The 23,903-nt window shown below is 63.0% G+C and carries 23 protein-coding genes; 19 read left to right on the forward strand and 4 right to left on the reverse strand.

Going from position 1 to position 23,903, the window contains the following annotated elements; all coding sequences use genetic code 11:
- Nucleotides 1-32 precede the first annotated feature (32 nt).
- The 3 genes from LMG28727_RS07565 to LMG28727_RS07575 are packed head-to-tail and all read right to left on the reverse strand — an operon-like array spanning nucleotide 33 to nucleotide 3,597.
- Nucleotides 33-1,046, reverse strand: a complete 1,014-nt coding sequence (locus tag LMG28727_RS07565) for an ABC transporter permease (RefSeq protein ID WP_201641686.1) — start codon at nucleotides 1,044-1,046, stop codon at nucleotides 33-35.
- Nucleotides 1,027-2,514, reverse strand: a complete 1,488-nt coding sequence (locus LMG28727_RS07570; RefSeq protein WP_201641687.1) for a sugar ABC transporter ATP-binding protein — start codon at nucleotides 2,512-2,514, stop codon at nucleotides 1,027-1,029. Before LMG28727_RS07570 ends, LMG28727_RS07565 begins: the two co-directional genes overlap by 20 nt.
- A 3-nt stretch (nucleotides 2,515-2,517) precedes the next feature.
- Nucleotides 2,518-3,597 carry a LacI family DNA-binding transcriptional regulator gene (locus LMG28727_RS07575; protein WP_201641688.1) on the reverse strand — a complete coding sequence of 360 codons (1,080 nt, stop codon included), beginning with the start codon at nucleotides 3,595-3,597 and terminating at the stop codon, nucleotides 2,518-2,520.
- A 478-nt stretch (nucleotides 3,598-4,075) separates the two neighbouring features.
- Here LMG28727_RS07575 and LMG28727_RS07580 point away from each other — a divergent pair, with 478 nt between their 5' ends.
- The 19 genes from LMG28727_RS07580 (at nucleotide 4,076) to ureG (ending at nucleotide 23,029) form a co-directional block, all read left to right on the forward strand.
- Entirely contained in the window at nucleotides 4,076-4,729 is a 654-nt protein-coding gene (locus LMG28727_RS07580) for a protein-L-isoaspartate O-methyltransferase family protein (protein WP_201641689.1), read from the forward strand.
- A 74-nt stretch (nucleotides 4,730-4,803) separates the two neighbouring features.
- Complete coding sequence (locus tag LMG28727_RS07585; RefSeq protein WP_201641690.1) at nucleotides 4,804-5,127, forward strand: rhodanese-like domain-containing protein; 324 nt, start codon at nucleotides 4,804-4,806, stop codon at nucleotides 5,125-5,127.
- 359 nt (nucleotides 5,128-5,486) lie between these two features.
- Nucleotides 5,487-5,954: a DUF2844 domain-containing protein gene (locus LMG28727_RS07590; RefSeq protein WP_201641691.1), complete on the forward strand. Its 468-nt coding sequence runs from the start codon at nucleotides 5,487-5,489 to the stop codon at nucleotides 5,952-5,954.
- A 45-nt stretch (nucleotides 5,955-5,999) separates the two neighbouring features.
- Nucleotides 6,000-7,289 (forward strand): DUF3443 domain-containing protein, encoded by a 1,290-nt coding sequence (locus LMG28727_RS07595; protein WP_201641692.1) that lies wholly within the window; start codon nucleotides 6,000-6,002, stop codon nucleotides 7,287-7,289.
- Nucleotides 7,290-7,481: 192 nt separating this feature from the next.
- Entirely contained in the window at nucleotides 7,482-7,949 is a 468-nt protein-coding gene (locus LMG28727_RS07600) for a DUF2844 domain-containing protein (RefSeq protein ID WP_201641693.1), read from the forward strand.
- A gap of 8 nt (nucleotides 7,950-7,957) precedes the next feature.
- Nucleotides 7,958-9,580 (forward strand): DUF3443 family protein, encoded by a 1,623-nt coding sequence (locus LMG28727_RS07605; RefSeq protein WP_236591648.1) that lies wholly within the window; start codon nucleotides 7,958-7,960, stop codon nucleotides 9,578-9,580.
- A 556-nt stretch (nucleotides 9,581-10,136) separates the two neighbouring features.
- Complete coding sequence (gene urtA, locus LMG28727_RS07610; protein ID WP_201641695.1) at nucleotides 10,137-11,438, forward strand: urea ABC transporter substrate-binding protein; 1,302 nt, start codon at nucleotides 10,137-10,139, stop codon at nucleotides 11,436-11,438.
- A gap of 311 nt (nucleotides 11,439-11,749) precedes the next feature.
- A complete protein-coding gene (gene urtB / locus LMG28727_RS07615; RefSeq protein WP_201641696.1) occupies nucleotides 11,750-13,399 on the forward strand; it encodes an urea ABC transporter permease subunit UrtB in 1,650 nt (549 codons plus the stop codon).
- Nucleotide 13,400: 1 nt separating this feature from the next.
- Nucleotides 13,401-14,588 (forward strand): urea ABC transporter permease subunit UrtC, encoded by a 1,188-nt coding sequence (gene urtC, locus LMG28727_RS07620; protein ID WP_201641697.1) that lies wholly within the window; start codon nucleotides 13,401-13,403, stop codon nucleotides 14,586-14,588.
- On the forward strand, nucleotides 14,585-15,448 hold the full coding sequence (urtD, locus tag LMG28727_RS07625) for an urea ABC transporter ATP-binding protein UrtD (protein ID WP_201641698.1): 864 nt from the start codon (nucleotides 14,585-14,587) through the stop codon (nucleotides 15,446-15,448). Before urtC ends, urtD begins: the two co-directional genes overlap by 4 nt.
- A 55-nt stretch (nucleotides 15,449-15,503) precedes the next feature.
- Nucleotides 15,504-16,196, forward strand: coding sequence for an urea ABC transporter ATP-binding subunit UrtE (gene urtE, locus LMG28727_RS07630; RefSeq protein ID WP_020065119.1), 693 nt, complete (start codon nucleotides 15,504-15,506; stop codon nucleotides 16,194-16,196).
- 173 nt (nucleotides 16,197-16,369) lie between these two features.
- Nucleotides 16,370-17,251 carry an urease accessory protein UreD gene (locus LMG28727_RS07635; RefSeq protein WP_201641699.1) on the forward strand — a complete coding sequence of 294 codons (882 nt, stop codon included), beginning with the start codon at nucleotides 16,370-16,372 and terminating at the stop codon, nucleotides 17,249-17,251.
- Between the two features lie 347 nt (nucleotides 17,252-17,598).
- Nucleotides 17,599-18,411 (forward strand): transporter substrate-binding domain-containing protein, encoded by an 813-nt coding sequence (locus tag LMG28727_RS07640; protein WP_201641700.1) that lies wholly within the window; start codon nucleotides 17,599-17,601, stop codon nucleotides 18,409-18,411.
- Between the two features lie 214 nt (nucleotides 18,412-18,625).
- Nucleotides 18,626-18,928, forward strand: coding sequence for an urease subunit gamma (ureA, locus tag LMG28727_RS07645; RefSeq protein ID WP_011487082.1), 303 nt, complete (start codon nucleotides 18,626-18,628; stop codon nucleotides 18,926-18,928).
- 33 nt (nucleotides 18,929-18,961) lie between these two features.
- On the forward strand, nucleotides 18,962-19,267 hold the full coding sequence (locus LMG28727_RS07650; RefSeq protein ID WP_201641701.1) for an urease subunit beta: 306 nt from the start codon (nucleotides 18,962-18,964) through the stop codon (nucleotides 19,265-19,267).
- Between the two features lie 49 nt (nucleotides 19,268-19,316).
- Complete coding sequence (gene ureC, locus LMG28727_RS07655) at nucleotides 19,317-21,023, forward strand: urease subunit alpha (protein ID WP_201641702.1); 1,707 nt, start codon at nucleotides 19,317-19,319, stop codon at nucleotides 21,021-21,023.
- A 2-nt stretch (nucleotides 21,024-21,025) separates the two neighbouring features.
- Nucleotides 21,026-21,706: an urease accessory protein UreE gene (gene ureE, locus LMG28727_RS07660; protein WP_201641703.1), complete on the forward strand. Its 681-nt coding sequence runs from the start codon at nucleotides 21,026-21,028 to the stop codon at nucleotides 21,704-21,706.
- Complete coding sequence (locus LMG28727_RS07665) at nucleotides 21,693-22,373, forward strand: urease accessory protein UreF (protein ID WP_201641899.1); 681 nt, start codon at nucleotides 21,693-21,695, stop codon at nucleotides 22,371-22,373. Before ureE ends, LMG28727_RS07665 begins: the two co-directional genes overlap by 14 nt.
- Before the next feature lie 11 nt (nucleotides 22,374-22,384).
- A complete protein-coding gene (gene ureG / locus LMG28727_RS07670; RefSeq protein ID WP_201641704.1) occupies nucleotides 22,385-23,029 on the forward strand; it encodes an urease accessory protein UreG in 645 nt (214 codons plus the stop codon).
- A 4-nt stretch (nucleotides 23,030-23,033) separates the two neighbouring features.
- Here ureG and LMG28727_RS07675 read toward each other — a convergent pair whose 3' ends face one another.
- Nucleotides 23,034-23,681, reverse strand: a complete 648-nt coding sequence (locus LMG28727_RS07675; protein WP_328810312.1) for a Fic family protein — start codon at nucleotides 23,679-23,681, stop codon at nucleotides 23,034-23,036.
- Nucleotides 23,682-23,903: the final 222 nt, after the last annotated feature.

Raw genomic sequence — 23,903 nt, forward strand, 5'->3', positions numbered from 1 at the left:
CTGTGCTGCTGCCGCCGTGTTGCAACTTGAAACTATCGCCGTCCGCGCTGCACGAACGCGACGAAGATAATCACCACGCCCTGCACCGCCGCGTTCAGATACACGCTGATGATGCTGGTGAGATTCAGAATATTGGCGATCACCGACAGCAGAATCGCGCCGATCACCGTGCCGATCACGCGGCCCTCGCCGCCCTTGAGCGCGGTGCCGCCAACCACTACCGACGCGATCGCTTCGAGTTCCCAAAGCAGGCCCGTGGTCGGCGTGGCCGAGCCGAGCCGCGGCACATAGAGCACGGTGGCGACGCCCACACAGATACCGAGCAGCACGTAGGTGACGATCTTTACCGTATCGACGCGAATCGCCGCGTAACGCGCGACCTGTTCGTTCGAACCGATCGCCTGCACGTGGCGGCCGAACGCCGTGCGATTCAGGATCAGCGCACCACCTGCCGCGACGATCAGGAACACCCAGATCGGCACCGGCACACCGAACAGACTCGCGTAATACACCGGCCCGTACAGATCGGATAACGAGTTGTCGAGCGTCAACGCGCCGCCGTCCGCGAGCCACGTCAGCACCGCGCGAAAGATGCCCAGCGTCCCCAGCGTGACGATGAACGGCTCGATGCGTCCTTTGGTGATCAGCAAGCCGTGCGCGCAGCCGAACAATCCGCCCAGCACGAGCGCGGCGACGATGCCGATCGCCAGAATCACCAGCGGTGCGAGCGCGTGTCCGGCGGCGCCCGCTGCCAGCCCGTTCATCAGCCAGATCATGCTGCCCGCGATCAACGCGGCCATCGAGCCGACCGACAGATCGATGCCGCCCGAGATGATCACGAAGGTCATCCCCACGGCGATGATGCCGATGAACGACGTGCGCGTCAGCACGTTCATCATGTTGTCGACGGTGGCGAAATCGTGGTTCAGCAAGGTGCCGATCACGCACAACAGGATCAACCCGACGAGCGGCCCCAACGCATACAAACGATGCGCGAAGCGCAGCGCGCGGCCGGATTGCACGGCTTCAGTGGGTGCCGGTCGCATGGGCGATCAACTCCTCTTCGGTCAGATGATCGAGCGTCAGGGTGGCTTGCAAACGTCCCGCGCGCATCACGGCGACGCGATGACACAAGCCGATCAGCTCGATCAGTTCGGATGAAATGACGATCACCGCGCGGCCTTGCGCGGCGAGACGATGAATCAGGAAATAGATGTCGCGTTTCGCGCCGACATCGACGCCGCGGGTCGGCTCGTCGAGCACGATCACGTTCGGGTCGGGTTGCAGGAATTTGGCGAGCGCGAGCTTCTGCTGATTGCCGCCCGACAGCATGCGCGCGCGGCTCGACAGATCGCCGGTGCGGATGCCGAATTCTCCGACCGCTTTGGTCAATGCTGCACGTCCCGCTTTCATATCGAGCAACGGATGCGCGTAGCGTTCGAGCGTCATCAGCGTGACGTTGTCCTGCAGGCTCAGGTTCACGTGCAGGCCCTTGCCTTTGCGGTCTTCGCTGAGATACGTGAGGCCGTGGCGCATTGCGTCGCGCGGGCTTTTCAGATCGGCGGGTTGGCCGGCTATTTCAATCTGGCCTTGCGTGCGTTTGCGCAAGCCGATGATCGCTTCGAACGCTTCGGTGCGCCCTGCCCCGACCAGACCCGCGAAACCGAGCACTTCGCCCGCGCGCACCTCGAAGCTGAGGTCGTCGACCCAATCGGGCACGGCAAGCCCCGTTACTTTCAACGCGAGCGGCGCGTCGGCGGGGACCGTGAGTTTGTCGGGGAACATGTCGGACAGCTCGCGGCCGACCATCAGGTTCGCCATCTGCTGACGCGCCAGACCCGCCGTTTCGCTGCGCGCGACGAAGCGGCCGTCGCGCATCACGATCACCTCGTCGGTGATGCGCTCCACTTCATCGAGTTTGTGCGAGATGTAGACGATGGTCACGCCATCGGCCTTGAGCTTCGCCATCAACGTGAAGAGCCGCTCGGTTTCCGAAGGTGTGAGCGTGGCGGTCGGCTCGTCCATGATCAACAGACGCGCGCGGCGTGACAGCGCCTTGGCGATCTCCACCATCTGCTTTTCCGCGACGATCAGTTCGCGCACCTTCGTGTCGGGCGCTTTATCGAGGCCCACCTGCGCGAGATAGCGCGCGGCGTCGGCGCGCATCGACGCGTCGTCGACGAACCAGCCGCGCCGCTTCTCGTGGCCGAGGTACATGTTCTGCGCGATCGTCAGATGCTCGGCGAGGTTGAACTCCTGGTGGATCAGCACGATGCCTTGCGCCTCGGCGTCACGCGAACCGACGAACTGCTGCGCGTGGCCGTCGACCAGCAACGTGCCCGAGGTCGCGGTTTCATAGCCGGCGAGGATCTTCATCAACGTCGATTTGCCCGCGCCGTTCTCGCCGAGCAGACCGTAAATGCGCCCGGGCGCCAGATCGAAACTCACGCCGTGCAGCACGCGCACCGGGCCGAAGTCTTTGCGGATGTCATCGAAACGGATCGCGAGACTCATGGTTCACGCACTCCCGCGAACTACGAGCCGATGCGGCAGCAACACGCCCGGCACGTTCGCCAACGGATTCGCGAGCCGCTGCAGCAGCAGACGCGCGGCCGTTTCGCCGAGTTCGCGCATGGGTTGCGCGATGGTGGTCAGCGGCGGATCGATTTGCGCGGCGAGCGAGATGTCGTCGAAGCCGACCACCGCGACATCGTCCGGCACGCGTTTGCCGACACTGCGCAAGCCGTGGATCACGCCGATGGCCAGCGTGTCGGACACCGCGAAGATCGCGCTCGGCGCGTGCGCGTGCTGGGTCAGCGTCACCGCCGCCGAGGCGCCCGCTTCGTAGTCGAGACTGTTCAGGTTCATCCGCCACGCCGGGTCGGGCGTGATGCCCGCGCCGGTGAGCGCATCCAGATAGCCTTGCTGACGCTGGCGTGCGTACAGGTAATCGACATCGGAGTTGATCAGGCCGATGCGCTGATGGCCGCGCGCGAGCAGATGGCGCACCGCGTCGCCCGCCGCCCGATAGTTGTCGATGCCCACATAGGGCACCCGTACGGACGGATCGAATTCGCAGCACGCGACCCACGGCAGCGCGTGCGAGGCTTCGCCGAGTGCCTGCTGGATCGTGGCTGGGTCGAGGCAGATCGCGCCGTCCGCGCGGCGGCGGCGCAGCAGGTCGAAGTAGCTGCGTTCGCGGCCCGGGTCCGCGCCGGTGTCGCAAAGCAGCATGAAGTAGCCGTGCTGGCGCGCGACGCTGTCGATACCACGCACGATCTCCGCATAGAACGGATTGCCGACATCGGGAACCATGGTCAGCAGCAGGCGGCTTTCGGCAGTGCGCAGATTGCGCGCGAGTTCGTTGACGCGATAGCCGCTGGCGTCGATCGCGGCGAGCACCTTGTCGCGCGTCGCGGGCCGGACGTTTTCGTGGCCGTTGAGCACGCGCGACACCGTCGCGACGGACACCCCCGCCTGCTCCGCCACGCCGGCAATCGACAGCCCGCCAGCGGCCTGCAGCGGCGGCTGGACTTCCGGCAGGACAGAGGCCCCGGACACCGCTGCGGGGACCGCCTTTGACGACGTTCTGGACAAGTGGATTCGCCTCGGCAATGTAATCGATTACATTCTTGAGCGATAAGGGCGGGAATCGCAAGGACGGAACGCTAGGGACAAACACGGGGGCCGACCGGCAAGGTGGCAACCTCGGGGCGGACGTCGCATCCATCGCAGAGCGCGGCAAAAACGCGACACACCACGCGAGACGAGCACCGAAAAAAGACCGCAAGAACGCAGAAGAAGAACGATGAAGCGCCGAAATACCGCGCCACACCGGGAGCGGACCGCGCGTCTCATTGCCCGTGAGAGCGCGGATCGGGACCGCAATTTGGTACAATCCCGCAGTTACCCTGGCGCGGCTTGTATCCGCAGCCGTCGTGTGGCGAGACTGCCGGCCGGCCTGCGAGGTCGGCGCAAAAACGTCTGCGCAAAACGGCCGTCCACCAGTGGCAAAAAATCAGTGGCCCTTCAGTGGCCCAACCGCCCACCCGCAAACCAAACCGCCGAATCCATCATGAACATCGAGCAAGCGCGTTTCAACATGATCGAACAGCAGATCCGCCCCTGGGAAGTGCTCGACCAGGACGTGCTGAATCTGCTCTCGATCGTCAAGCGTGAGAATTTCGTCCCCAGCGTCTACCGCGACCTGGCCTTCGTCGACTTCGAAGTGCCGCTGCCGGCCGGCCAGCACATGCTGGCACCGCGCGTCGAAGCCCGCGTGCTGCAGGAACTGGCGGTGAAGAAACACGAAAGCGTGCTCGAAATCGGCGCGGGCTCGGGCTACATGGCCGCGCTGCTCGCACACCGCTCGCAGCATGTGCTGACGGTCGACATCGAACCGGAATTGGCGGAACTGGCGCGCAACAACCTGATCGCCAATGGCGTGCTGAACGCCGAAGTCGCCACCGGCGACGCATCGCGCGGCTGGGCCGCCGCCGCGCCGTACGACGTGATCTGCGTGTCGGGCGGTCTGCCGGTACTGCCGCAGGAAATCCTCGAACACCTGAAGATCGGCGGTCGCCTCGCGGCGTTCGTCGGCACCGCGCCGGTCATGAAGGCGCAGATCATCACGCGTATCGACGAGAAGCAGTACCGTATCGCCGACGTGTTCGAAACTTATGTCGAACCGCTGATCAACGCGGTGCAGCCGCCGCGTTTCAAGTTTTAAGCCATACGTTGATCTGTTGGTCTGTTGATCTGGACGGCCGCGAGGCGGCCGTCACCTGACTGGAAATCCCTCTGATGCAAAATCTGACCGCTCCGGCGCTCGCCGAATGGCTCGCCGACACCTCGCGTCCCGCACCCGTGTTGCTCGACGTGCGCGAACCCTGGGAAATCCAGACGGCGTCGATCGCCGGCGCCGTGTCGATTCCCATGCGCGAAATTCCCGCGCGCAGCGAAGAACTCGACGACGACGCACAGATTGTTTGCGTGTGCCATCACGGTGCGCGCAGCGCACAGGTCGCGATGTTTCTGGAGTCGCGCGGCCACACCAACGTCTTCAATCTGCAAGGCGGAATTGATGCGTGGTCGCGTCAGGTCGATCCGGCGGTTCCGACTTATTGAGTTGCCGACAGCGGGCGGCGGCCTTTACTACCGCCGCTTCGCAGCGTTCTGATCGCCTGACGAATGGATCGGCCTGCCGCTTCGTTGCTGAAGCGGGCCGTACGGCGATCAAACCAACCAGGCTTCGTTATTTGCGCCCGTGCAATGCGGGCGGATGGGCATTCGCCACAGCGCGAGGCTTGTAGATTCCCTGTTTCGATCGCCGTTGCGCTAGCCGATCGCCGCGTTCCTCGTCGTACTCTCCTCCCAATTGATGCCCGCGTCTGATTAAGCTGCTTCGCGCATCAGCATCCGAAATTTCGCACCGTTTTCCGAGCGTCGGACAGGCACCATGCTCCGACACTTTTGGGAGCCGTGTGATGAGATGTTCGAAGATCGCAATATTGGCCGCAGCCCTGTTACCGCTGATATCGCATGCAAGCCTGGGTGGCGCGCCCAACGTCGACGTCGCCGCTCCGGTCAGCCGGCTCGCCGCTCCACCGTCTGAGCCGCCGGTCGCGCCCGGCAGGCAAGCGGCTGCGCGCTATTCGATGCACCAGTCGCTCGACGCCAACGGCGTCACGATCCGCGAATTCGTGCTGCCCAGCAACGTGGTGTTCGCAGTGACGTGGGACGGCCCGATCCGTCCGGACATGACGGCCCTCCTCGGCCGCTACTTCCCCAACTACGTGAATGTCGCGCAAAGCCACGCGCGCGGCACCGGGCCGCTCGTCGACGGCGACGACTCATTCCGGATCGAATCGACCGGTCGGCTGGGCCGTTTTTCCGGCATGGCGTGGCTACCCCGTGAAATGCCCGCAAGCGTGCGCCCAGGCGACCTGCAATAGCACGGGCGCAGCGGCATACGCGCGCTCAGCCAACGAACACAGACCATGAATACATCGAAGAAAATCCGCGCGCTTGTCGCGATCCTCACTGTTACGACGCTCGCGGCTTGTGGCGGCGGCAACGCGAGCAGCAGCGATATCGGCTGGGAAGCCAAACCCGACTGGAGCATCGGTGCGAACAACCCGGCCACGTCACCTGCGGCTCCGGCAACGGGCGGCAATGTGGTGCCGGTGCGCGTCGATCGCTCGATGGGCAACATCAACACGCTGTTTGTGTCGATCAAGGTGTGCATGCCAGGCAAGCGCAACCCGGCCCAATGCGTAACCGTCGACAACATGCTGGTCGACACCGGCTCAACGGGTGTGCGCATCGGAGCGTGGGCCATACCGTCGCTCGCGCCTTTGCTGCTGACGCAGGCCGGTGCGATCGACGACAAGCTTGGCACCGCGCCGATCGCCCAGTGCATGCCGTTCGCGTCGGGCTACACGTGGGGCTCCATCAAGCGCGCGGACTTTTTGATGGGCGACAAGATGGCGAGCAATCTGCCAGTCCAGCTGATTTCGGATAACGCGTACGCGACGCCGGCCGACTGCGTGGCGTATGGCGGTTCCGATCTGGGCAACATCAATGTGTTGGGCGCGAACGGGATTGTCGGCATCGGCCATGGCACCGGCGACTCGCTGGACGCGCTAACCACCGCGGTGCCCGGCCTCTACTACTATTGTCTGTCGCGAAATAACTGCATCAGCACCCGCATGGAGGAGAGCAAGGAAGTGACTAATCCGGTCGCCCTGTTCGCAAGCGACAACAACGGTACCGTCATCCGTCTGCCTGCGTTGCCGCCGGGCGGCCGGGAAAGCGTGGACGGTCAACTGGTGTTCGGCGTCTCTACCCAGCAGAACAACATGTTGCCCGCCAGTGCCACTGTGCTTGCGCTCGATAAATACGGCATGTTCACGACGCAGTATCAAGGGCGCGTGATGAACCGCAGTGCGATCGACAGCGGTACAAACGGCTACGCGTTCCGGGACGATACGATCGACACGGTCGTGCCCAATGGATGGTACACACCGGCAAGCAAGCTGGATCTGTATGCAACCATGGAGTCCACGAATGGCACCGGCGCGCCGCTTGCCATGCCCTTTTCCATCGAGAACGCGATAGTTCTGACCGGAACCGGCTACGCTGCGTTTGACACGATCGGCGCGAGCTTCGCGGGGCAAAACAATAATATGTTCCTATGGGGCCTGCCGTTCTTCTACGGCCGCGATGTCTATACGGTGATTGGCAACGCAAAGATCGGTCAACGGACCGGACCGTTTGTTGCATTCTGACGCCAGAGGTGTGTGACACAGGCGGCGTTCGTCGATCGCGCCGCCTGCGTTGCGTCTTGCATCCGCCGTCTTGCGCGTGGCCAGTGACATGCGCCGTTTTACGTTCTTTCCTACCCTCCGTTCAGAATTTTCCCGCCATCTCAAATAGAGTCCGCGGGCACCATGCTCCGATCTGTTTTCTGGAGCAACAAAGTGAAGTTATCGAAGATCGTACTGGCGGTGGTGGCCGTGTGCCCGCTTGCCGCCTACGCAACGCTGGGCAGCGCGCCTGGCGCGAATACGCGCGCAGTCGCCGCAACGCGGTCGTTGCTTCAGTCGGCTGCACCGTTTAAGCAGGCGACGTCGGCGTCGGCGTCCTATAGCGTGCGGGAGGCCATCGACAGCGATGGTGTGACGATCCGCGAATACGTGTCGCGTGACAACGTCGTGTTTGCCGTCAGTTGGCAAGGTCCGGTACGCCCGGACATGAGCGCGCTGCTTGGCAGCTACTTTCCTGATTTCGCCGACGCAAACCAGGGACGCCTGCGCGGCACGGGTGCGCTAGTCCAGCACGACGGCGACTTCCATATCGAGTCGGCTGGCCATGCAGGTAATTTCTTCGGCAAGGCATACCTGCCGCGCCTCGTTCCCGCCCACGTCCAGATCAACGAACTTCAATGAAGCGGCGCGTGAACACATCCAATACAAAGATCATGAAGACTTTCAACAAGACGCTCTATTGCGCGCTCCTGACCGCCAGCGTCGCACTGTCGGCGTGTGGCGGCGGCAGCGATGACGGGAGCGGTAACGCCGTCAATCAGGACGATGGCAAGGTTGACGCCGGTGTGGATTCGGGTTCGAACTCGGGCGGTTCGGGTGCGGGTTCGAACTCGGGCGGTGCGGGTTCGGGTTCGGGTTCGGGTTCGGGTTCGGGTTCGGGTTCGGGTTCGGGTTCGGGTTCGGGCTCGGGCTCGGGCTCGGGCTCGGGTTCGGGCTCGGGTTCGGGCTCGGGTTCGGGCTCGGGTTCGGGCTCGGGCGCGGCGCCCTCGCCGACACCCACGCCGCACATTCCACCTACGCCGACTCCAACACCAACACCAACACCAACGCCAACACCAACACCAACACCAACACCAACGCCGACCCCCACCCCCACCCCAACCCCCACCCCAACACCCACCCCCACCCCCACCCCAACCCCCACATCCAACACCACCCCCATCACCATCGAACGCTGGACCGGCAACTACCCCAACATGCCGTACGTGACCGTCACAATCTGCGTCCCTGGTGGCCAGGACGGCACGCAGTGCGCAACGGTCGATCACATGCAGCTCGACACAGGTTCGGTCGGCGTGCGCGTGCACAGCAGCGCATTGAGTTCCGCGCTGGCCAACCGGCTACCGGCCCAAACCGGCGCCACCGACGATCCGACAGGCAACGCGCCGATCGCCGAATGCGCGCTGTTCGGTTCCGGCTATACGTGGGGGTCCATCAAGCGTGCCGACGTGACGATGGGTGGCAAGACCGCGGGCAACATGCCGATCCAGATCATCGCCGACGACAAATACTCAATACCGGCGGATTGCCTGGCCCGCGGTGGTAGCAGGCTCGGCACCGTGGCCGACCTCGGTTCGAACGGCGTAGTCGGCATCAGAGCGATGCCCCGCGATTTCCCGGCAGTGGCGCTGACACCCCTGCCAGCCGCCTATTACTACTGCACCTCGGCGACGTCATGTACGGGAACACGCGTTCCGCTCGACACGCAGGTCATGAATCCGGTCGCCAACTTCACATCGGACAATAACGGCACGATCATCCGTCTGCCCGCCCTGCCGGCCGGCGGCCAGCTGCGGGCAACGGGCGAACTCGTATTCGGCGTCGGCACGCGGCAAAACAATGCATTGCCGTCGGACGCCGCTGTGCTGCCGCTGGATTCGAACAGCAGCTTTACGACCGACTACAACGGCAACGCACTGCTTAGCTATGTCGACAGCGGAACGAACGTGTACTACTTCCCCGACTCGACGATTCCGTCAATCAACGGTTTGTACACTCCATCTACCACGCTCAGTCTGTCGTCCGTTTTGCAAGCATCGAACAGAACCGGATCCCCGGCGACGGTTCCGTTCCTTGTCAGTCATGGCTTCAACTTGCAAGCGAATCAGTACGGTGCCTATGACAGTCTCGCCGCGCCCTATTACAGCGGCTTCATCTGGGGTCTGCCGTTCTTCTACGGCCGCGATGTGTACACCGTGTTGAGCGGTGCTAATGCGGGCACCCGGGCGGGCCCGTTCGTCGCGTTCAAATAATCCGGATCGACCGATAGAAACAAAAGGCCGGCGCTGCAAAGCGTCGGCCTTTTTGCCGCGCATTCAATGAGGACGCTCAGCTGTCCGCGCATCACGTGATCGACACAGCGACGGTCTATACGTGTCGCGCAGTCATGCACGGGAATCCATCCGCTCCATCATCGTCGCGACATGAACGCCCGTTGCAACGCCAGACCTCGTGCATCTCGTCGCTCCTCGCATGACGGGTCTCTCAGTCCACCCAGCGTCCGCGTCATGCACAACAGGGACGCGGCCATGCACCGGCGCAGCACGCTGGCGGAAGACCGCGCTTCGTCACGGCGCGACGCGCACCTGAACGAGGCGCAGCGTCCAGCCGTGCACCAGCATCGCGCCGCATCACGCATAACTTGCCGACCAGACAGCCCCGCCGCAGCACGCATTACGCGCAGTGCGGGTCGAAATTACTGCATGGCATGTCACTTGCAGTACATAGGCGGCAAGTCATGCGGGATAAGCCCTGCTGACCGAAATCGACGCCCATAAACAGTCACCATCAAATGGCAAGGGGAAACACATGAAACGTCGCAGTCTGTTGAAGTTCGGTTCGATGTCAGGCGCCCTCGCGCTGGCGGGTCAAGTGCCGTTTGCGAATGCGCAGGACAGCGGTCCGATCAAGGTTGGGATTCTGCATTCGCTGTCGGGCACGATGGCTATTTCCGAAACGTCGCTCAAGGACACCGCGTTGATGACCATCTCGGACATCAACAAGAATGGCGGCGTGATGGGCCGTCAGATTCAACCGGTGGTGGTGGACCCGGCGTCGAACTGGCCGCTGTTCGCCGAAAAGGCACGTCAGCTGATCACGCAGGAAAAGTGCGCTGTGGTGTTCGGCTGCTGGACCTCGGTGTCGCGCAAGTCGGTGCTGCCGGTATTCGAGGAACTGAACGGCCTGCTGTTCTATCCGGTGCAGTATGAAGGCGAAGAAATGTCGCGCAACGTGTTCTACACGGGCGCAGCGCCGAATCAACAGGCGATTCCGGCGACCGAATATCTGATGAGCGCGGAAGGCGGCGGCGCCAAGCGCTACTTCCTGTTGGGCACCGACTATGTGTACCCCCGCACGACCAACAAGATTCTGCGCGCGTTCCTGAAGTCGAAAGGCGTCCAGGACGCAGACATCCAGGAGGTCTACACGCCGTTCGGCCATAGCGACTATCAGACCATCGTCGCCAACATCAAGACCTTCTCGCAAGGCGGCAAGACCGCGGTGATCTCGACGGTGAACGGCGACTCGAACGTGCCGTTCTACAAGGAACTGGGCAACCAGGGGCTGAAGGCGTCGGACGTGCCGGTCGTCGCGTTCTCGGTCGGCGAAGAAGAGCTGCGCGGTATCGATACAAAGCCGCTGGTCGGCAACCTCGCGGCATGGAACTACTTCATGTCGGTGCGCGATCCGGAGAACACCAAATTCAAGGCGATGTTCGCGAAGTGGGTGAAGGACAACAACCTGCCGGGCGGCGACAAGCGCGTGACCAACGACCCGATGGAAGCGACCTTCGTCGGCATCCATATGTGGAAGCAGGCCGTTGAAAAGGCAAAGAGCGCCGACGTGGACAAGGTCCGCGTCGCGATGATCGGCCAGACCTTCAACGCGCCGTCGGGCTTCGTGCTGACGATGGACGGCAATCACCATCTGCACAAGCCGGTGATGATCGGCGAAGTGCGTGCCGATGGTCAGTTCAACGTTGTATGGCGGACCAAGACGGCAATTCGTGCGCAGCCGTGGAGCCCGTTCATCGCCGGCAATTCGACCAAGCCGGATGTGGTGAGCTCGATCCCGGCGTTTCTGAAGCGCTCGCGTTCGCGCGTCGCCTGACGCGAGGGCGCGTTTGCGACGGCGCGTTGCGACGGCGCGTGGCGGCTCGCTGCAATGGCCCGGTTGGCGGCGTAGTTCGCCGCTTGCCTGGCGGTACGGCGAGCCGACACGAACTCACGACGAACGCGCTGCGCGCGCCGTCGGGCATATCGTGAATTGGGGTTTGGCGCAGCTTGGCGCAATCAGTAACCCTCGGCGCGGCAGCGGCTTGAGCGTCACATCAGCCTCAGGTGAAGCATCACACGATGCATCACGTGAACTCGATGTGAGCCCGAAGCCGCGCCCTAGCCGGTTCATCTTCAAAGGCCACCATGGCGTTTTCAATCCTCACCTCCGCACGGCGAACCGCTTATCGGTTCACCCGCCGCAGTCTCGGCTGCGTGGCACTCGTGCTGCTTGCCGGCGCGCCGCTCGCCGCGTTTGCACTGACGCCCGCCGATCTCGCGCCGCTCGCCGCCGATGACTTCGACGCGAAATCGGCAGCCATCGACAAACTGATCGCCAATCACGACAAGGAATCGCTGGCGGTGCTCAAGGCGTTGTCCGAAGACAGCGCGCTCGCAACCGATTCCGGCGCTGTGCTGCTGCAGGATGGCGACACCACGAAAGATGCGATCACCGGCAAGACCGTCCCGGCCGGCGACGCACAGCCGGTCACCCTGAACAACCTGTTGCGCTCGAAAGTATCGGGCGCATTGTCGGGCCTGCAACTCGACTCGCCGGACGCCGCGACGCGCGCCGCCGCGATCACGTCGCTGTTGCAAAACCCCGATCCGTCGATCAAACCGCTGGTCGACGCGGCCCGCGCGAAGGAAACCGATCCGGCGCTGAAGAAGCGTCTCGATACGCTGTGGGCGATGACCGCGCTGCATGACGCCGATCCGGCGAAGCGTCTCGAAGCCGTGCAGCTGGTGGCCGCGCGGCACGACCTGGACATGAACGAACTGTTGCGTCCGCTGGTCGCGAAGAAACCGGACGGCAGCTTCAATGAACCGGACGACAGCGTGCGCGCCGCCGCGCAAAGCGGCATCGACCAACTCGATGCGATCCAGCGACGCAGCCAGATTGCGGGCACGCTGTTCGCGGGCTTGTCGCTCGGCAGCGTGCTGCTGCTCGCCGCGCTGGGCCTTGCGATCACCTACGGGCTGATCGGCGTGATCAACATGGCGCACGGCGAATTCCTGATGATCGGCGCATACGCCACGTACGTCGTGCAGAACCTGTTTCAACGCTTCGCGCCCGGCGCGTTCGACTGGTATCCGCTGCTCGCGGTGCCGGCGTCGTTCGCGGCGGCGGGGCTGGTCGGCATCGTGCTCGAACGCCTCGTGTTGAAGCATCTGTATGGCCGTCCGCTCGAAACGCTGCTGACCACCTTCGGCGTCAGCCTGATCCTGATTCAGGCCACGCGGATGCTGTTCGGCGCGCAGAACGTGCAGGTGATCAACCCGTCGTGGATGAGCGGCGGCGTCACCGTGCTGCCGAATCTGATCCTGCCGTATAACCGGCTCGCGATTCTGGCGTTCTCTATGATCGTGGTCGGCATTGCGTGGGCCGTGCTGACGAAGACGCGGCTCGGTCTGTTCGTGCGCGCTGTCACGCAGAACCGTCGGATGGCGGCTTGCGTCGGCGTGAAAACCGCACGAGTCGATTCGTATGCATTCGCGTTCGGCGCGGGCATTGCCGGACTGGGCGGCTGCGCGCTGTCGCAGATCGGTAACGTCGGACCGGATCTCGGCCAGAGCTACATCATCGATTCGTTCATGGCGGTGGTGCTCGGCGGTGTCGGTCAACTCGCCGGCACGGTCATCGGCGGCTTCGGTCTTGGACTGGTCAGCAAGGCAATCGAGCCGTTCTGGGGCGCCGTCCTCGCGAAAATCGCGGTACTGGTGCTGATCGTGCTGTTCATCCAGAAGCGTCCGCAGGGCATGTTCGCCCTCAAGGGCCGTAGCGCGGAGGCATGAGATGACATCTGCAACTTCATCGACTCACGTCGGCGCAGCGGGCAACGCGGGCACTAACGCACGCGATGCGGGAGCCGGCTTCGCGCTCGGCTTGCCACCGCGTCCCGCATTGCTGTCGCGGCGCGCGTGGCTGGCGCTGATCGCGCTGATCATCGTGTTCGGTCTGGGCGTGCCGTTCGCGACGCTGGTCCTGCCGGAAACGAGCGCGTTCCATCTGTCCGCGTATGCGACGACGATCACCGGCAAGTTCATGTGCTACGCGATCGCGGCGCTGGCGCTCGATCTCGTGTGGGGCTACTGCGGCATCCTGAGCCTCGGCCATGCATTGTTCTTCGCGCTGGGCGGCTACGCGATCGGCATGTACCTGATGCGCTCGATCGGCCACGACGGCAAGTACGGCAGCGATCTGCCGGACTTCATGGTGTTCCTCGACTGGCATCAGTTGCCGTGGTACTGGCAAGGCACGCAGCACCTCGGCTACGCGTTGCTGCTGGTCGTGCTGGTGCCGGCAGTGGTCGCGTGGGTGTTCGGCTTCTTCACGTTCCGTTCGCGCGTGAAGGGCGTGTATCTGTCGATCATCACGCAGGCCATGACCTTCGCCGCGATGCTGCTGTTCTATCGCAACGAAACCGGGTTTGGCGGCAATAACGGCTTCACCGACTTCAAGCGGATTGGCGGCTTTCCGATCACGCATCCGGGCACGCGCACCGCCCTGCTGCTGATCACGTTCGCCGTGCTGATCCTCGCGTTTCTCGGCGCGCGCGCCATCGTCACGTCGAAGCTCGGCCGCGTGACGACCGCCGTGCGCGACGGCGAAACGCGCCTGATGTTCCTCGGTTATAGCCCGCTCGCGTACAAGCTGTTCGTGTGGACCGTGTCGGCTGTGTTGTGCGGCATTGCCGGTGCGTTGTACGTGCCGCAGGTCGGCATCATCAACCCGGGTGAAATGTCGCCGGGCAACTCGATCGAAATGGCGATCTGGGTCGCCGTCGGCGGACGCGGCACGCTGATCGGGCCGATCATCGGCGCGTTCGCGGTGAACGGCGCGAAGAGCTTCTTTACGGCGAATTTCCCTGAATACTGGCTGTTCTTCCTTGGTCTGATTTTCGTACTGGTTCCGCTGCTGCTGCCCAACGGCATCATGGGACTGATCGAACTCATCACGCGCCAGAAGGACCGCCGCTCATGAACCAGAACCCGATGGTCCCCGATCTCGACTTACCCGAAGCACCTTCCGAATATTCGTTGAGCGGCGTCGCGAACATGGGGCGCGCGGTGGTGCCGGGCGAGATCGACGTCTCGCACGGCACGATCCTGTATCTCGAAGACGTGACCGTGAGTTTCGATGGCTTTCGTGCGTTGAACGCGCTGACGCTGAACATCGATGCCGGCGAACTGCGCTGCATCATCGGCCCGAATGGCGCGGGCAAGACGACGATGATGGATGTCATCACCGGCAAGACCTCGCCGGACTCTGGCAAAGTGTTTCTCGGCCAGTCGATCGATCTGACGCGGATGAACGAGCCGTCCATCGCGCGCGCCGGGATTGGTCGCAAGTTCCAGAAGCCGACCGTGTTCGAGCAGCATCCCGTGTGGGAAAACCTCGAACTGGCGATGAAAACCGATAAGGGCTGGTGGGCGTCGCTGCGCGCGCGACTGGATCGCGACGCGCAAGCGCGTATCGAAGAGACGCTGGTGCTGATCGGCCTGGAGAGCGAAGCGCGGCGGCTCGCGGGCGAGCTATCGCATGGACAGAAACAGCGGCTCGAAATCGGCATGCTGCTGATGCAGCAACCCGCGCTGCTGCTGCTCGACGAACCCGCCGCCGGCATGACCGATGACGAAACCATGCAGCTCGCCGAGTTGCTCAATCATCTGCGCGGCACCTGCTCGATGATGGTGGTCGAGCATGACATGGAGTTCGTGGCGGCGCTGTCGGGCGAAAAGGGCAAGGTCACGGTGATGGCCGAAGGACGCGTACTTGCGCACGGCACACTGGACGAAGTGAAGAAAGACGAGACCGTGATCGAGTCGTATCTCGGTCGATGAATCGGTCGCCCGGATAGATCACCGAAAAGCCGCTGAAACAAAGGGTCGAACGGACATGCTAGAAGTTGAAAACCTGAACCAGTACTACGGCGGCAGCCACATCCTGCGCGATGTGAAGCTCACCGTGCCCGATGGCAAGCTCACCGTTCTGCTGGGCCGCAATGGTGTCGGCAAGACCACGCTGCTGCGCTGCCTGATGGGCGTCGTGCAGACGAAGAGCGGTTCCATTGCGTGGCGCGGTGCGCCGATCACGAAGCTGCCGACCTACTCGCGCGTCGAAAAAGGCCTCGCTTACGTGCCGCAGGGCCGCGATATTTTTCCGCGCCTGACCGTCGAGGAAAATCTGCTGGTCGGTGCCGCGAGCAAGAAAGCGCCGAAGAAAATCCCCGATCGTATCTATGAACTGTTCCCGGTACTGAAGGACATGCGCAGCCGTCGCGGCGGCGATCTGTCCGGTGGCCAGCAGCAACAGCTGGCGATTGGCCGCGCGCTGATGAGCGATCCGCAACTGCTGATTCTCGATGAACCGACCGAAGGCATCCAGCCGTCGATCATTCAGGACATTGGCCGCACGCTGCGTCAGCTGGTCGAGGAAATGGGCATGACGGTGCTGCTCGTCGAGCAGTATTACGACTTCGCGAAAGATATCGCCGACCGCTACTGGGTGATGAGCCGTGGAGAAATCGTCGCGGGCGGCGAAGGCGCCAACATGGATGCGGACGGCGTGCGTGCATTGATCGCGGTATAAGCGGCACTCGCAATCACGCCTGCGCTGCGTGCTATTCTCGGCGCAACCCCGACCTTGGGTTGCGCTGCCTCGACCTGCTTCGCCAACGCAACGTTTGCCCGGGTCTTAACACGTCGATCGCACGACTACCGCACGACTACCGCACGACTACCGCACGACTACTTTACGCACGCATGTCGCTTCACGAAAATCACGTTACGCTCGCCACCGCTCAACCCGCCACGCATTCTCCATGGCGGGCACGCCTCGAACTCGGCTTCGTCCAACAGCATGAACGTACGACGCTCGTGCATCGGCTGCACGATGGGCCGTTGCGGGTTCAGAGACCGCTTTATCCCGAAGGTCAGGCGATCTGTCACGCGGTGATCGTGCATCCGCCTGGCGGGATTGCGGGCGGCGATCACCTCGATATTCAGGTAGATGTCGGCGCGAGCGCGCATGCGGTGGTGACGACACCGGGCGCGACCAAGTGGTACAAGTCCAACGGACGCGCTGCGCATCAGCAGATTGCGGTGCGGGTCGGCGAGCGGGCGAAGCTCGACTGGCTGCCGCAGAACAACATCGTTTTCGATCACGCGAATGCGCATCTGGATTTTTCGCTGACGCTCGCCGAAGGCGCGACGGCGTTGGGATGGGATGCGACGCAGCTTGGACGTCAGGCGGCTGGAGAACGGTGGTCGGAGGGCCGCTTGAATGCTGTGTCGCGGATCGTCGGCGCACGCGGCGAATTGCTGTGGTTCGAGCGCGCAAGCCTCAGCGCGGACGATGCGCTGCGCGACGCGGCTCAAGGCCTGGCCGGGTTTCCTGCCTACGGGACGCTGTGGGCCGTCGGCCCGGCGTGCGACGATGCACTCGCCGAATCGCTGACCGCGCAGCTGCCGTTCGACGACTCGCTACGCGCCGCCGCCAGCTGCGTCACGAATGGCGTGCTGCTCGTGCGCGCGGTTTCTCGTTCAATGGAAACGCTGCAGAACGCGTTGACACGCTGCTGGCTGCAACTGCGGCCGGTCGTGCACGGTGTCGAGGCCGTGCCGCTGCGGATCTGGTCGACGTAAGCGGTTTTCGCGCTTGCGCCGACACCCATTGAAAGCGGCCACGCCGGGACTGCCCGCATCGAAACGGCCCAATGGGTTGTACTACGCGCATGACCGTCCATCTGGGCGTGCAAGTCGGCTGACCTGAATCAACTCAACCCGCCCACCGCCCAGCCCCCGCCGCCCTCATAGCTTTGTCATCGCACCAAAATGGGCCCTCAACACGCCTCGAATTGGTGCGCGACATCCGTAGAAGCCCGCCGGGTCGACCTCGCACCGGCATGGCACATCCCTTGCATAAAATTCCCTACGATGCTGCCGCACCCTGACGGCAGCCGCCCGGCTTTGCCACTTCCACCGCTCACAACATGAAACGAACCACTCCTCGCTCCGTGCGTCGCGCGTTTCTCGTCGCGCTACTGTCAGTGCCTGTGATCGTGCATCTCGTCTTTCACACGATCGCCGCTCACGCCGATACGCTCGACAACATCGCCAAGGCCGGCGTGCTGAAGGTGGCGGTGCCCGAGGACTATCCGCCGTTCGGATCGGTCGGCCCCGACATGAAGCCGCAGGGCTATGACATCGACACCGCCGCGTTCCTCGCGAAGTCGATGAACGTGAAGCTCGAACTCGTGCCGGTCAACAGCGCGAACCGCATTCCGTATCTGCAAACCGGCAAGGTCGATCTGGTGATCTCGTCGCTCGGCAAAACGCCGGAGCGCGAGAAAGTGATCGACTTTTCGACCGCGTATGCGCCGTATTACCAGGGCGTGTTCGGTCCCGCCGACATTAAGGTCAGCGGCCCCGCCGACCTGACCGGCAAGACGGTCGGCGCGACGCGCGGTGCGCTCGAAGAAATCGGCCTCACGCAAATGGCGCCGAACGCGACCATCAAACGTTTCGAGGACAACAACGCGACCATCGCCGCGTTTCTGTCGGGCCAGGTGCAGTTGATCGCCGCCGGCAACATCGTCGCGGCCGCGATCATCGCGAAGAATCCGCCGCGCCGTCCGGAGCCGAAGTTCGTCATCAAGAATTCGCCGTGCTTCGTCGGCATGAATAAAAGCGAGCCGCGTCTGCAGCAGAAAGTGAACGCCGCGATTGCGCAGGCCCGCCAGGACGGCACACTCAACACGATGTCGAAGAAGTGGTTCGGCGCGCCGTTGCCCGCCGATCTGTAACCCCGTCATGCCATTTTGTAAGCACGCTGTTAGGCGGACTTGATACCGTGGCTGGCTCATCCGGCATTGCGTCCGTCGCGGCTTCACCTGGTCATCGTGTGCCCGCACCCGATGGCAGCCGCGCTGCGCAGTGCCTGTCATTGTCGCTGCCGGTTCCGTCCGGAACCGGCACAACGACCGTCTTCACGACGTCACAACTGAACGCAACCATTCGATGAAGCTGACACCTCGCGAGAAGGACAAGCTGCTGATCTTCACCGCCGCGCTACTCGCCGAAAGGCGCCGCGCCCGCGGCCTCAAACTGAACTATCCGGAAGCCATCGCCTTCATCACCGCCGCGCTGATGGAGGCCGCCCGCGACGGCAAGACCGTCGCCGAGGTCATGCACTACGGCACCACGCTGCTCACACGCGACGACGTGATGGAAGGCGTGCCGGAGATGATCCCGGATATCCAGGTCGAAGCCACGTTCCCGGATGGCACCAAGCTCGTCACCGTCCATCACCCGATTCCCTGATCACGCAATTACCCAAGACCTAAGGCACGCCCCATGATCCCCGGCGAACTCCTCATCGACGACGGCGAACACGAACTCAATGCAGGCCGTGCGACCGTCACGGTGGTCGTATCGAATACCGGCGACCGGCCGGTGCAGATCGGCTCGCACTACCACTTCTACGAAGTGAACGACGCGTTGTCGTTCGATCGCGAAGCGGCACGCGGCTTCCGGCTGAACATCGCGGCGGGCACCGCCGTGCGCTTCGAGCCCGGCCAGGAACGCACGGTCGAGCTGGTCGAACTGGCGGGCGACCGCGTCGTCTACGGCTTCAACGGCCGCGTGATGGGCAAGCTGTGATGCGCACCACGCGCTGCGCTGCCTGCCCTGCTTACTTCGGACCCACACCATGACATTACGCATTGGCCGCCGCGCATACGCGGAGATGTTCGGCCCCACCACCGGCGACCGCGTGCGACTCGCCGATACCGAGTTGCTGATCGAAGTCGAGCGCGATTTCACCACCTACGGCGAAGAAGTGAAATTCGGCGGCGGCAAGGTGATTCGCGACGGCATGGGCCAGTCGCAACGCGTGCACGCCGAGGTGGTCGATACCGTCGTGACGAACGCGGTGATTCTCGATCACTGGGGCATCGTCAAGGCTGACATCGGCATCAAGAACGGCCGCATTGCCGCGATCGGCAAGGCCGGCAATCCCGACATTCAACCGAACGTGACGATTGCGATTGGCGCGTCCACCGAAGTGATCGCGGGCGAAGGGCTGATCGTGACGGCGGGCGGCATCGATACGCACATTCACTTCATCAGCCCGCAGCAGATCGAGGAAGCGCTCGCCAGCGGCGTGACCACGATGCTCGGCGGCGGCACCGGTCCGGCGACCGGCACCAATGCGACGACCTGCACGCCGGGTCCGTGGCATCTGGAACGCATGCTGCAAGCCGCGGACGGTTATCCGATGAATCTCGGTTTTCTCGGCAAGGGCAATGTGAGCCAGCCGCAACCGGCGCTGGAGCAGATCGCGGCGGGTGCGATCGGCTTGAAGCTGCATGAGGATTGGGGTACGACGCCCGCCGCGATCGACAACTGCCTCTCGGTTGCCGACGACACCGACACCCAGGTCGCGATTCACACGGATACGCTGAACGAAGCGGGCTTTGTCGAAGCGACCGTGGCCGCGTTCAAGGGCCGCACGATCCACACGTATCACACGGAAGGCGCAGGCGGCGGTCACGCACCGGACATCATCAAGGTGTGCGGCGAATCGAACGTGCTGCCCTCCTCGACCAATCCGACGCGCCCGTACACGGTCAACACGCTCGAAGAGCATCTCGACATGCTGATGGTGTGCCACCACCTGGACCCGTCGATTGCGGAAGACATTGCGTTCGCCGAATCGCGGATTCGCCGCGAGACGATTGCCGCCGAAGATATCCTGCACGACCTCGGCGCGCTGTCGATGCTGTCGTCGGATTCGCAGGCGATGGGCCGGGTCGGCGAAGTGATTATTCGCACGTGGCAGACCGCGCACAAGATGAAGGTGCAACGCGGCGCGCTGCCGGAAGACACCGCACGTCACGATAACTTCCGGGCGAAGCGCTACGTCGCCAAGTACACGATCAACCCGGCCATCACCCACGGCATCGCGCATGAAGTCGGTTCGATCGAGCCGGGCAAGTGGGCCGATCTGGTGTTCTGGGAACCGGCGTTTTTCGGCATCAAGCCGTCGCTGATCCTGAAGGGCGGCATGATCGCGATGGCGCAGATGGGCGACCCGAACGCGTCGATTCCGACGCCGCAGCCGGTGCACTATCGCGAGATGTTCGCGACGCGTGGCGGCGCATTGGGCCGCACGTCGCTGACCTTCGTGTCGCAGATGGCCGCCGATGCGGGTGTTGCCGAGCGTTATGGCCTGAGCAAGCGCATCGTCGCGGTGAAGAACTGCCGCAATATCTCGAAGGCGGACATGATTCACAACGCGTGGCGTCCTGCTATCAGCGTCGATCCCGAGACGTATCAGGTGATCGCCGATGGTCAATTGCTGACCTGCGAGCCCGCCACCGTGCTGCCGATGGCACAACGCTACTTCCTGTTCTAACCATGCGCACTCTCGACAAACTGCTAGCGCCGCATCTGAAGCTTGCGCCGGTGCTGGTCAAACGTGCACCGACCTTGACGCTCGCTTTCGACGAGCGTCGTAAAAGCCGGCTCGCGGCCACGCTCGATAGCGGAGAAGAAGTCGCGTTGCTGTTGCCGCGCGGCACGGTCCTGCGTGACGGCGACGTGCTGATCGCCGACGACGGTGGCCTCGTGCGCGTCGTCGCGGCGGCGGAAGCGGTGCTGGTCGTGCGGGCGAAAGATGTATTGACACTGACGCGCGCCGCCTATCATCTCGGCAACCGGCACACGCCGGTCGAGGTCGGTGCGGATTATCTGAAGCTCGAATACGACCCGGTGCTGGCCGATATGCTCAAGCGGATCGGCGCGACGGTCGATCAGGTGTCGATGCCGTTTCAGCCTGAATCCGGTGCTTATGGCGGCGGCCACAAGCATGGCCATGACGAGACTTTCGCTGAAGACTATGCGCTCGCGCAGCAGGTGTTCGGCGAGCATCATGGGCATGAGCATTCGCATGATCATGAGCATCCGCACGATCACGATCACGATCACGCCCACACGGCGCATGGTCACTCGCATGACCATGACCATGACCATGCTCACGACGACCACGTGCACGACGAATCCTGCGGCCACGCGCATCACCACCATGCGCATCGCTGAACTCACCGCACTGCTGCATCTCGCGTCGCCCGCACTGCCGATCGGTGCGTTCAGCTACTCGCAAGGCCTCGAAGCGGCCATCGAAGCGCAACTGATCACCGACGCCAATTCGGCCCGCGACTGGATCGCGAGCGGTCTCACCGATGTGCTCGCGCGCGGCGAGCTGCCGTTCCTCGCGCATCAGATGGAACGCTGGCGTTCGCACGATGCAGTCGGCCTCGCCGAAGCCAACAGCGAATTCCTCGCGAGCCGTGAATCGGCGGAATTGCGGCGTGAGACCGAGCAGATGGGCTGGTCGTTGCGGCAACTGTGTGTATCGCTCGAATGGGGCGATGCTGAACGACGGGCGACGCTGGCGTCCGTCACACCGCTTGCGCAGCCCACGGCGTTCGCGTTTGCCGCCTATGCACACGACGCCGCCAGCGACGCCGCCCTCGCCGCTTACGCGTTTAGCTGGGTAGAAAACCAGGCTGCGGCTGCATTGAAAGCCGTGCCGCTAGGACAACTCGCGGGCCAACGGATCATCGTCGCCTTGCGCGAGCCCATCGATGCCGCTGTCACGCGTGCATTGGCGACGTCGCCCGAGAACATCAACACCTTCGCGCCGCAACTCGGCATTCTGTCGGCGCGCCACGAGTCGCAATACTCGCGGCTCTTTCGCTCATAAAACGATCCATCATGAACGCACCTCATCATCCCGCCTCGCGTACCAAGAAACTGCCGCCGCTGCGTGTCGGCGTTGGCGGCCCAGTCGGCTCGGGCAAGACCACGCTGCTCGAAATGCTCTGCAAGGCGATGCGCGATCAGTACGACCTCGTCGCAATCACCAACGACATCTATACGAAAGAGGACCAGCGTCTGCTGACCGTCGCCGGTGCGTTGCCGGCCGAACGGATCATGGGCGTCGAAACGGGCGGCTGCCCGCATACGGCGATTCGTGAAGACGCGTCGATCAACCTCGAAGCGGTCGATCGGATGCTGACGCGTTTTCCCGATGCCGATATCGTGTTCATCGAATCGGGCGGCGATAACCTCGCGGCGACCTTCAGTCCGGAACTGTCCGACCTGACGATTTATGTGATCGACGTCGCGGGCGGCGAGAAGATTCCGCGCAAGGGCGGCCCTGGCATTACGAAGTCGGATCTGCTGGTGATCAACAAGACCGATCTCGCGCCGATGGTCGGCGCGAACCTCGACGTGATGGCTTCTGACGCGAAGAAAATGCGCGGCGAGCGGCCTTTTGTGATGTGCAATCTGAAGGCGCTGGACGGCCTGGATGTGGTGGTGAAGTTTATTGAAAAGAAGGGGTTGTTGAAGGTGTGAAGCCTTACTCCCCCGGATGGCATTCCACCAGGAATGCCATCATCTCCGTCGCATCTTTGGACAGATAAAACCGCACCATCTTTTCATTGAAATCTGCGGCACGTTGCGCAGGAACACTGATCGCATCAATGCCGTTCGACATTAGCACGCCGTTCATCATGAAGCGTGACGTGCGTTTGTTTCCGTCGAAGAAGAACTGCTGCAATGCCCCAAACAGAAAGAACGCGCAACCGCGTTCGAAGGCATTCGTTACGTGCTCTGTCAGCGCGCGGGTGCCAGCGGCAAAAACCTGATTAAGCTGTGGCGCACCGGGCAACGTAGGTAAAGGAGTATGCCGTCCCGCCTCACCTAATCCCACGTCAGGCGTGTATCGCGTTTCCTCACCTTCTCCGCGGAAGACGCCCCATTCAAGCGCCTCATTACGTGCGACAAGACGATGCAAATCGCAGAACGTGGTTTTGTCGAGCGCAAACCGGCTGTTCTGCACGATCGTCAACAAATACCTGGAACTGTCCGCGAGGTTCAGGACCTGTTCATGATCAGAAATTCTCCGGCCGCCCACAGTCACGCCGTCGAGCAGCGTCTTCACTTCGGGAAACGTAAAGGGGTTCCCTTCGAGCACGCTCGCATCCCACACGAATTCGGGCAACATTCGATGAAAGCGGAAACCCACTCGCTTGATCGAATGGACCGGGATGTTTTGCGGAATCGCGGTGCGATCCCATTCGAAGCCTAGGTCGGTGAAAAGAGTCATTGCAGGCGGCAGAAGGTGGTTGAATCAACGCGCCGATAGCGCGGCGGCCCCATCCAGGCAGAATATATTATTTATCAACGAGTCAGGCAGCGAGCCAGGCACCGCTTTTAACAGCACAGT

Source organism: Paraburkholderia metrosideri, assembly GCF_904848625.1.
In the GTDB taxonomy this organism is placed as follows: Bacteria; Pseudomonadota; Gammaproteobacteria; order Burkholderiales; family Burkholderiaceae; genus Paraburkholderia; species Paraburkholderia metrosideri.

Excerpts from the sequence above, each read along its gene's own strand:
- LMG28727_RS07565 (WP_201641686.1), bottom strand. The coding sequence starts at position 1,046 with ATGCGACCGGCACCCACTGAAGCCGTGCAATCCGGCCGCGCGCTGCGC.
- LMG28727_RS07570 (WP_201641687.1), bottom strand. The coding sequence starts at position 2,514 with ATGAGTCTCGCGATCCGTTTCGATGACATCCGCAAAGACTTCGGCCCG.
- LMG28727_RS07580 (WP_201641689.1), top strand. The coding sequence starts at position 4,076 with ATGAACATCGAGCAAGCGCGTTTCAACATGATCGAACAGCAGATCCGC.
- LMG28727_RS07585 (WP_201641690.1), top strand. The coding sequence starts at position 4,804 with ATGCAAAATCTGACCGCTCCGGCGCTCGCCGAATGGCTCGCCGACACC.
- LMG28727_RS07590 (WP_201641691.1), top strand. The coding sequence starts at position 5,487 with ATGAGATGTTCGAAGATCGCAATATTGGCCGCAGCCCTGTTACCGCTG.
- LMG28727_RS07595 (WP_201641692.1), top strand. The coding sequence starts at position 6,000 with ATGAATACATCGAAGAAAATCCGCGCGCTTGTCGCGATCCTCACTGTT.
- urtA (WP_201641695.1), top strand. The coding sequence starts at position 10,137 with ATGAAACGTCGCAGTCTGTTGAAGTTCGGTTCGATGTCAGGCGCCCTC.
- urtB (WP_201641696.1), top strand. The coding sequence starts at position 11,750 with ATGGCGTTTTCAATCCTCACCTCCGCACGGCGAACCGCTTATCGGTTC.
- urtC (WP_201641697.1), top strand. The coding sequence starts at position 13,401 with ATGACATCTGCAACTTCATCGACTCACGTCGGCGCAGCGGGCAACGCG.
- urtD (WP_201641698.1), top strand. The coding sequence starts at position 14,585 with ATGAACCAGAACCCGATGGTCCCCGATCTCGACTTACCCGAAGCACCT.
- urtE (WP_020065119.1), top strand. The coding sequence starts at position 15,504 with ATGCTAGAAGTTGAAAACCTGAACCAGTACTACGGCGGCAGCCACATC.
- LMG28727_RS07635 (WP_201641699.1), top strand. The coding sequence starts at position 16,370 with ATGTCGCTTCACGAAAATCACGTTACGCTCGCCACCGCTCAACCCGCC.
- LMG28727_RS07640 (WP_201641700.1), top strand. The coding sequence starts at position 17,599 with ATGAAACGAACCACTCCTCGCTCCGTGCGTCGCGCGTTTCTCGTCGCG.
- ureA (WP_011487082.1), top strand. The coding sequence starts at position 18,626 with ATGAAGCTGACACCTCGCGAGAAGGACAAGCTGCTGATCTTCACCGCC.
- LMG28727_RS07650 (WP_201641701.1), top strand. The coding sequence starts at position 18,962 with ATGATCCCCGGCGAACTCCTCATCGACGACGGCGAACACGAACTCAAT.
- ureC (WP_201641702.1), top strand. The coding sequence starts at position 19,317 with ATGACATTACGCATTGGCCGCCGCGCATACGCGGAGATGTTCGGCCCC.
- ureE (WP_201641703.1), top strand. The coding sequence starts at position 21,026 with ATGCGCACTCTCGACAAACTGCTAGCGCCGCATCTGAAGCTTGCGCCG.
- LMG28727_RS07665 (WP_201641899.1), top strand. The coding sequence starts at position 21,693 with ATGCGCATCGCTGAACTCACCGCACTGCTGCATCTCGCGTCGCCCGCA.
- ureG (WP_201641704.1), top strand. The coding sequence starts at position 22,385 with ATGAACGCACCTCATCATCCCGCCTCGCGTACCAAGAAACTGCCGCCG.
- LMG28727_RS07675 (WP_328810312.1), bottom strand. The coding sequence starts at position 23,681 with ATGTTGCCCGAATTCGTGTGGGATGCGAGCGTGCTCGAAGGGAACCCC.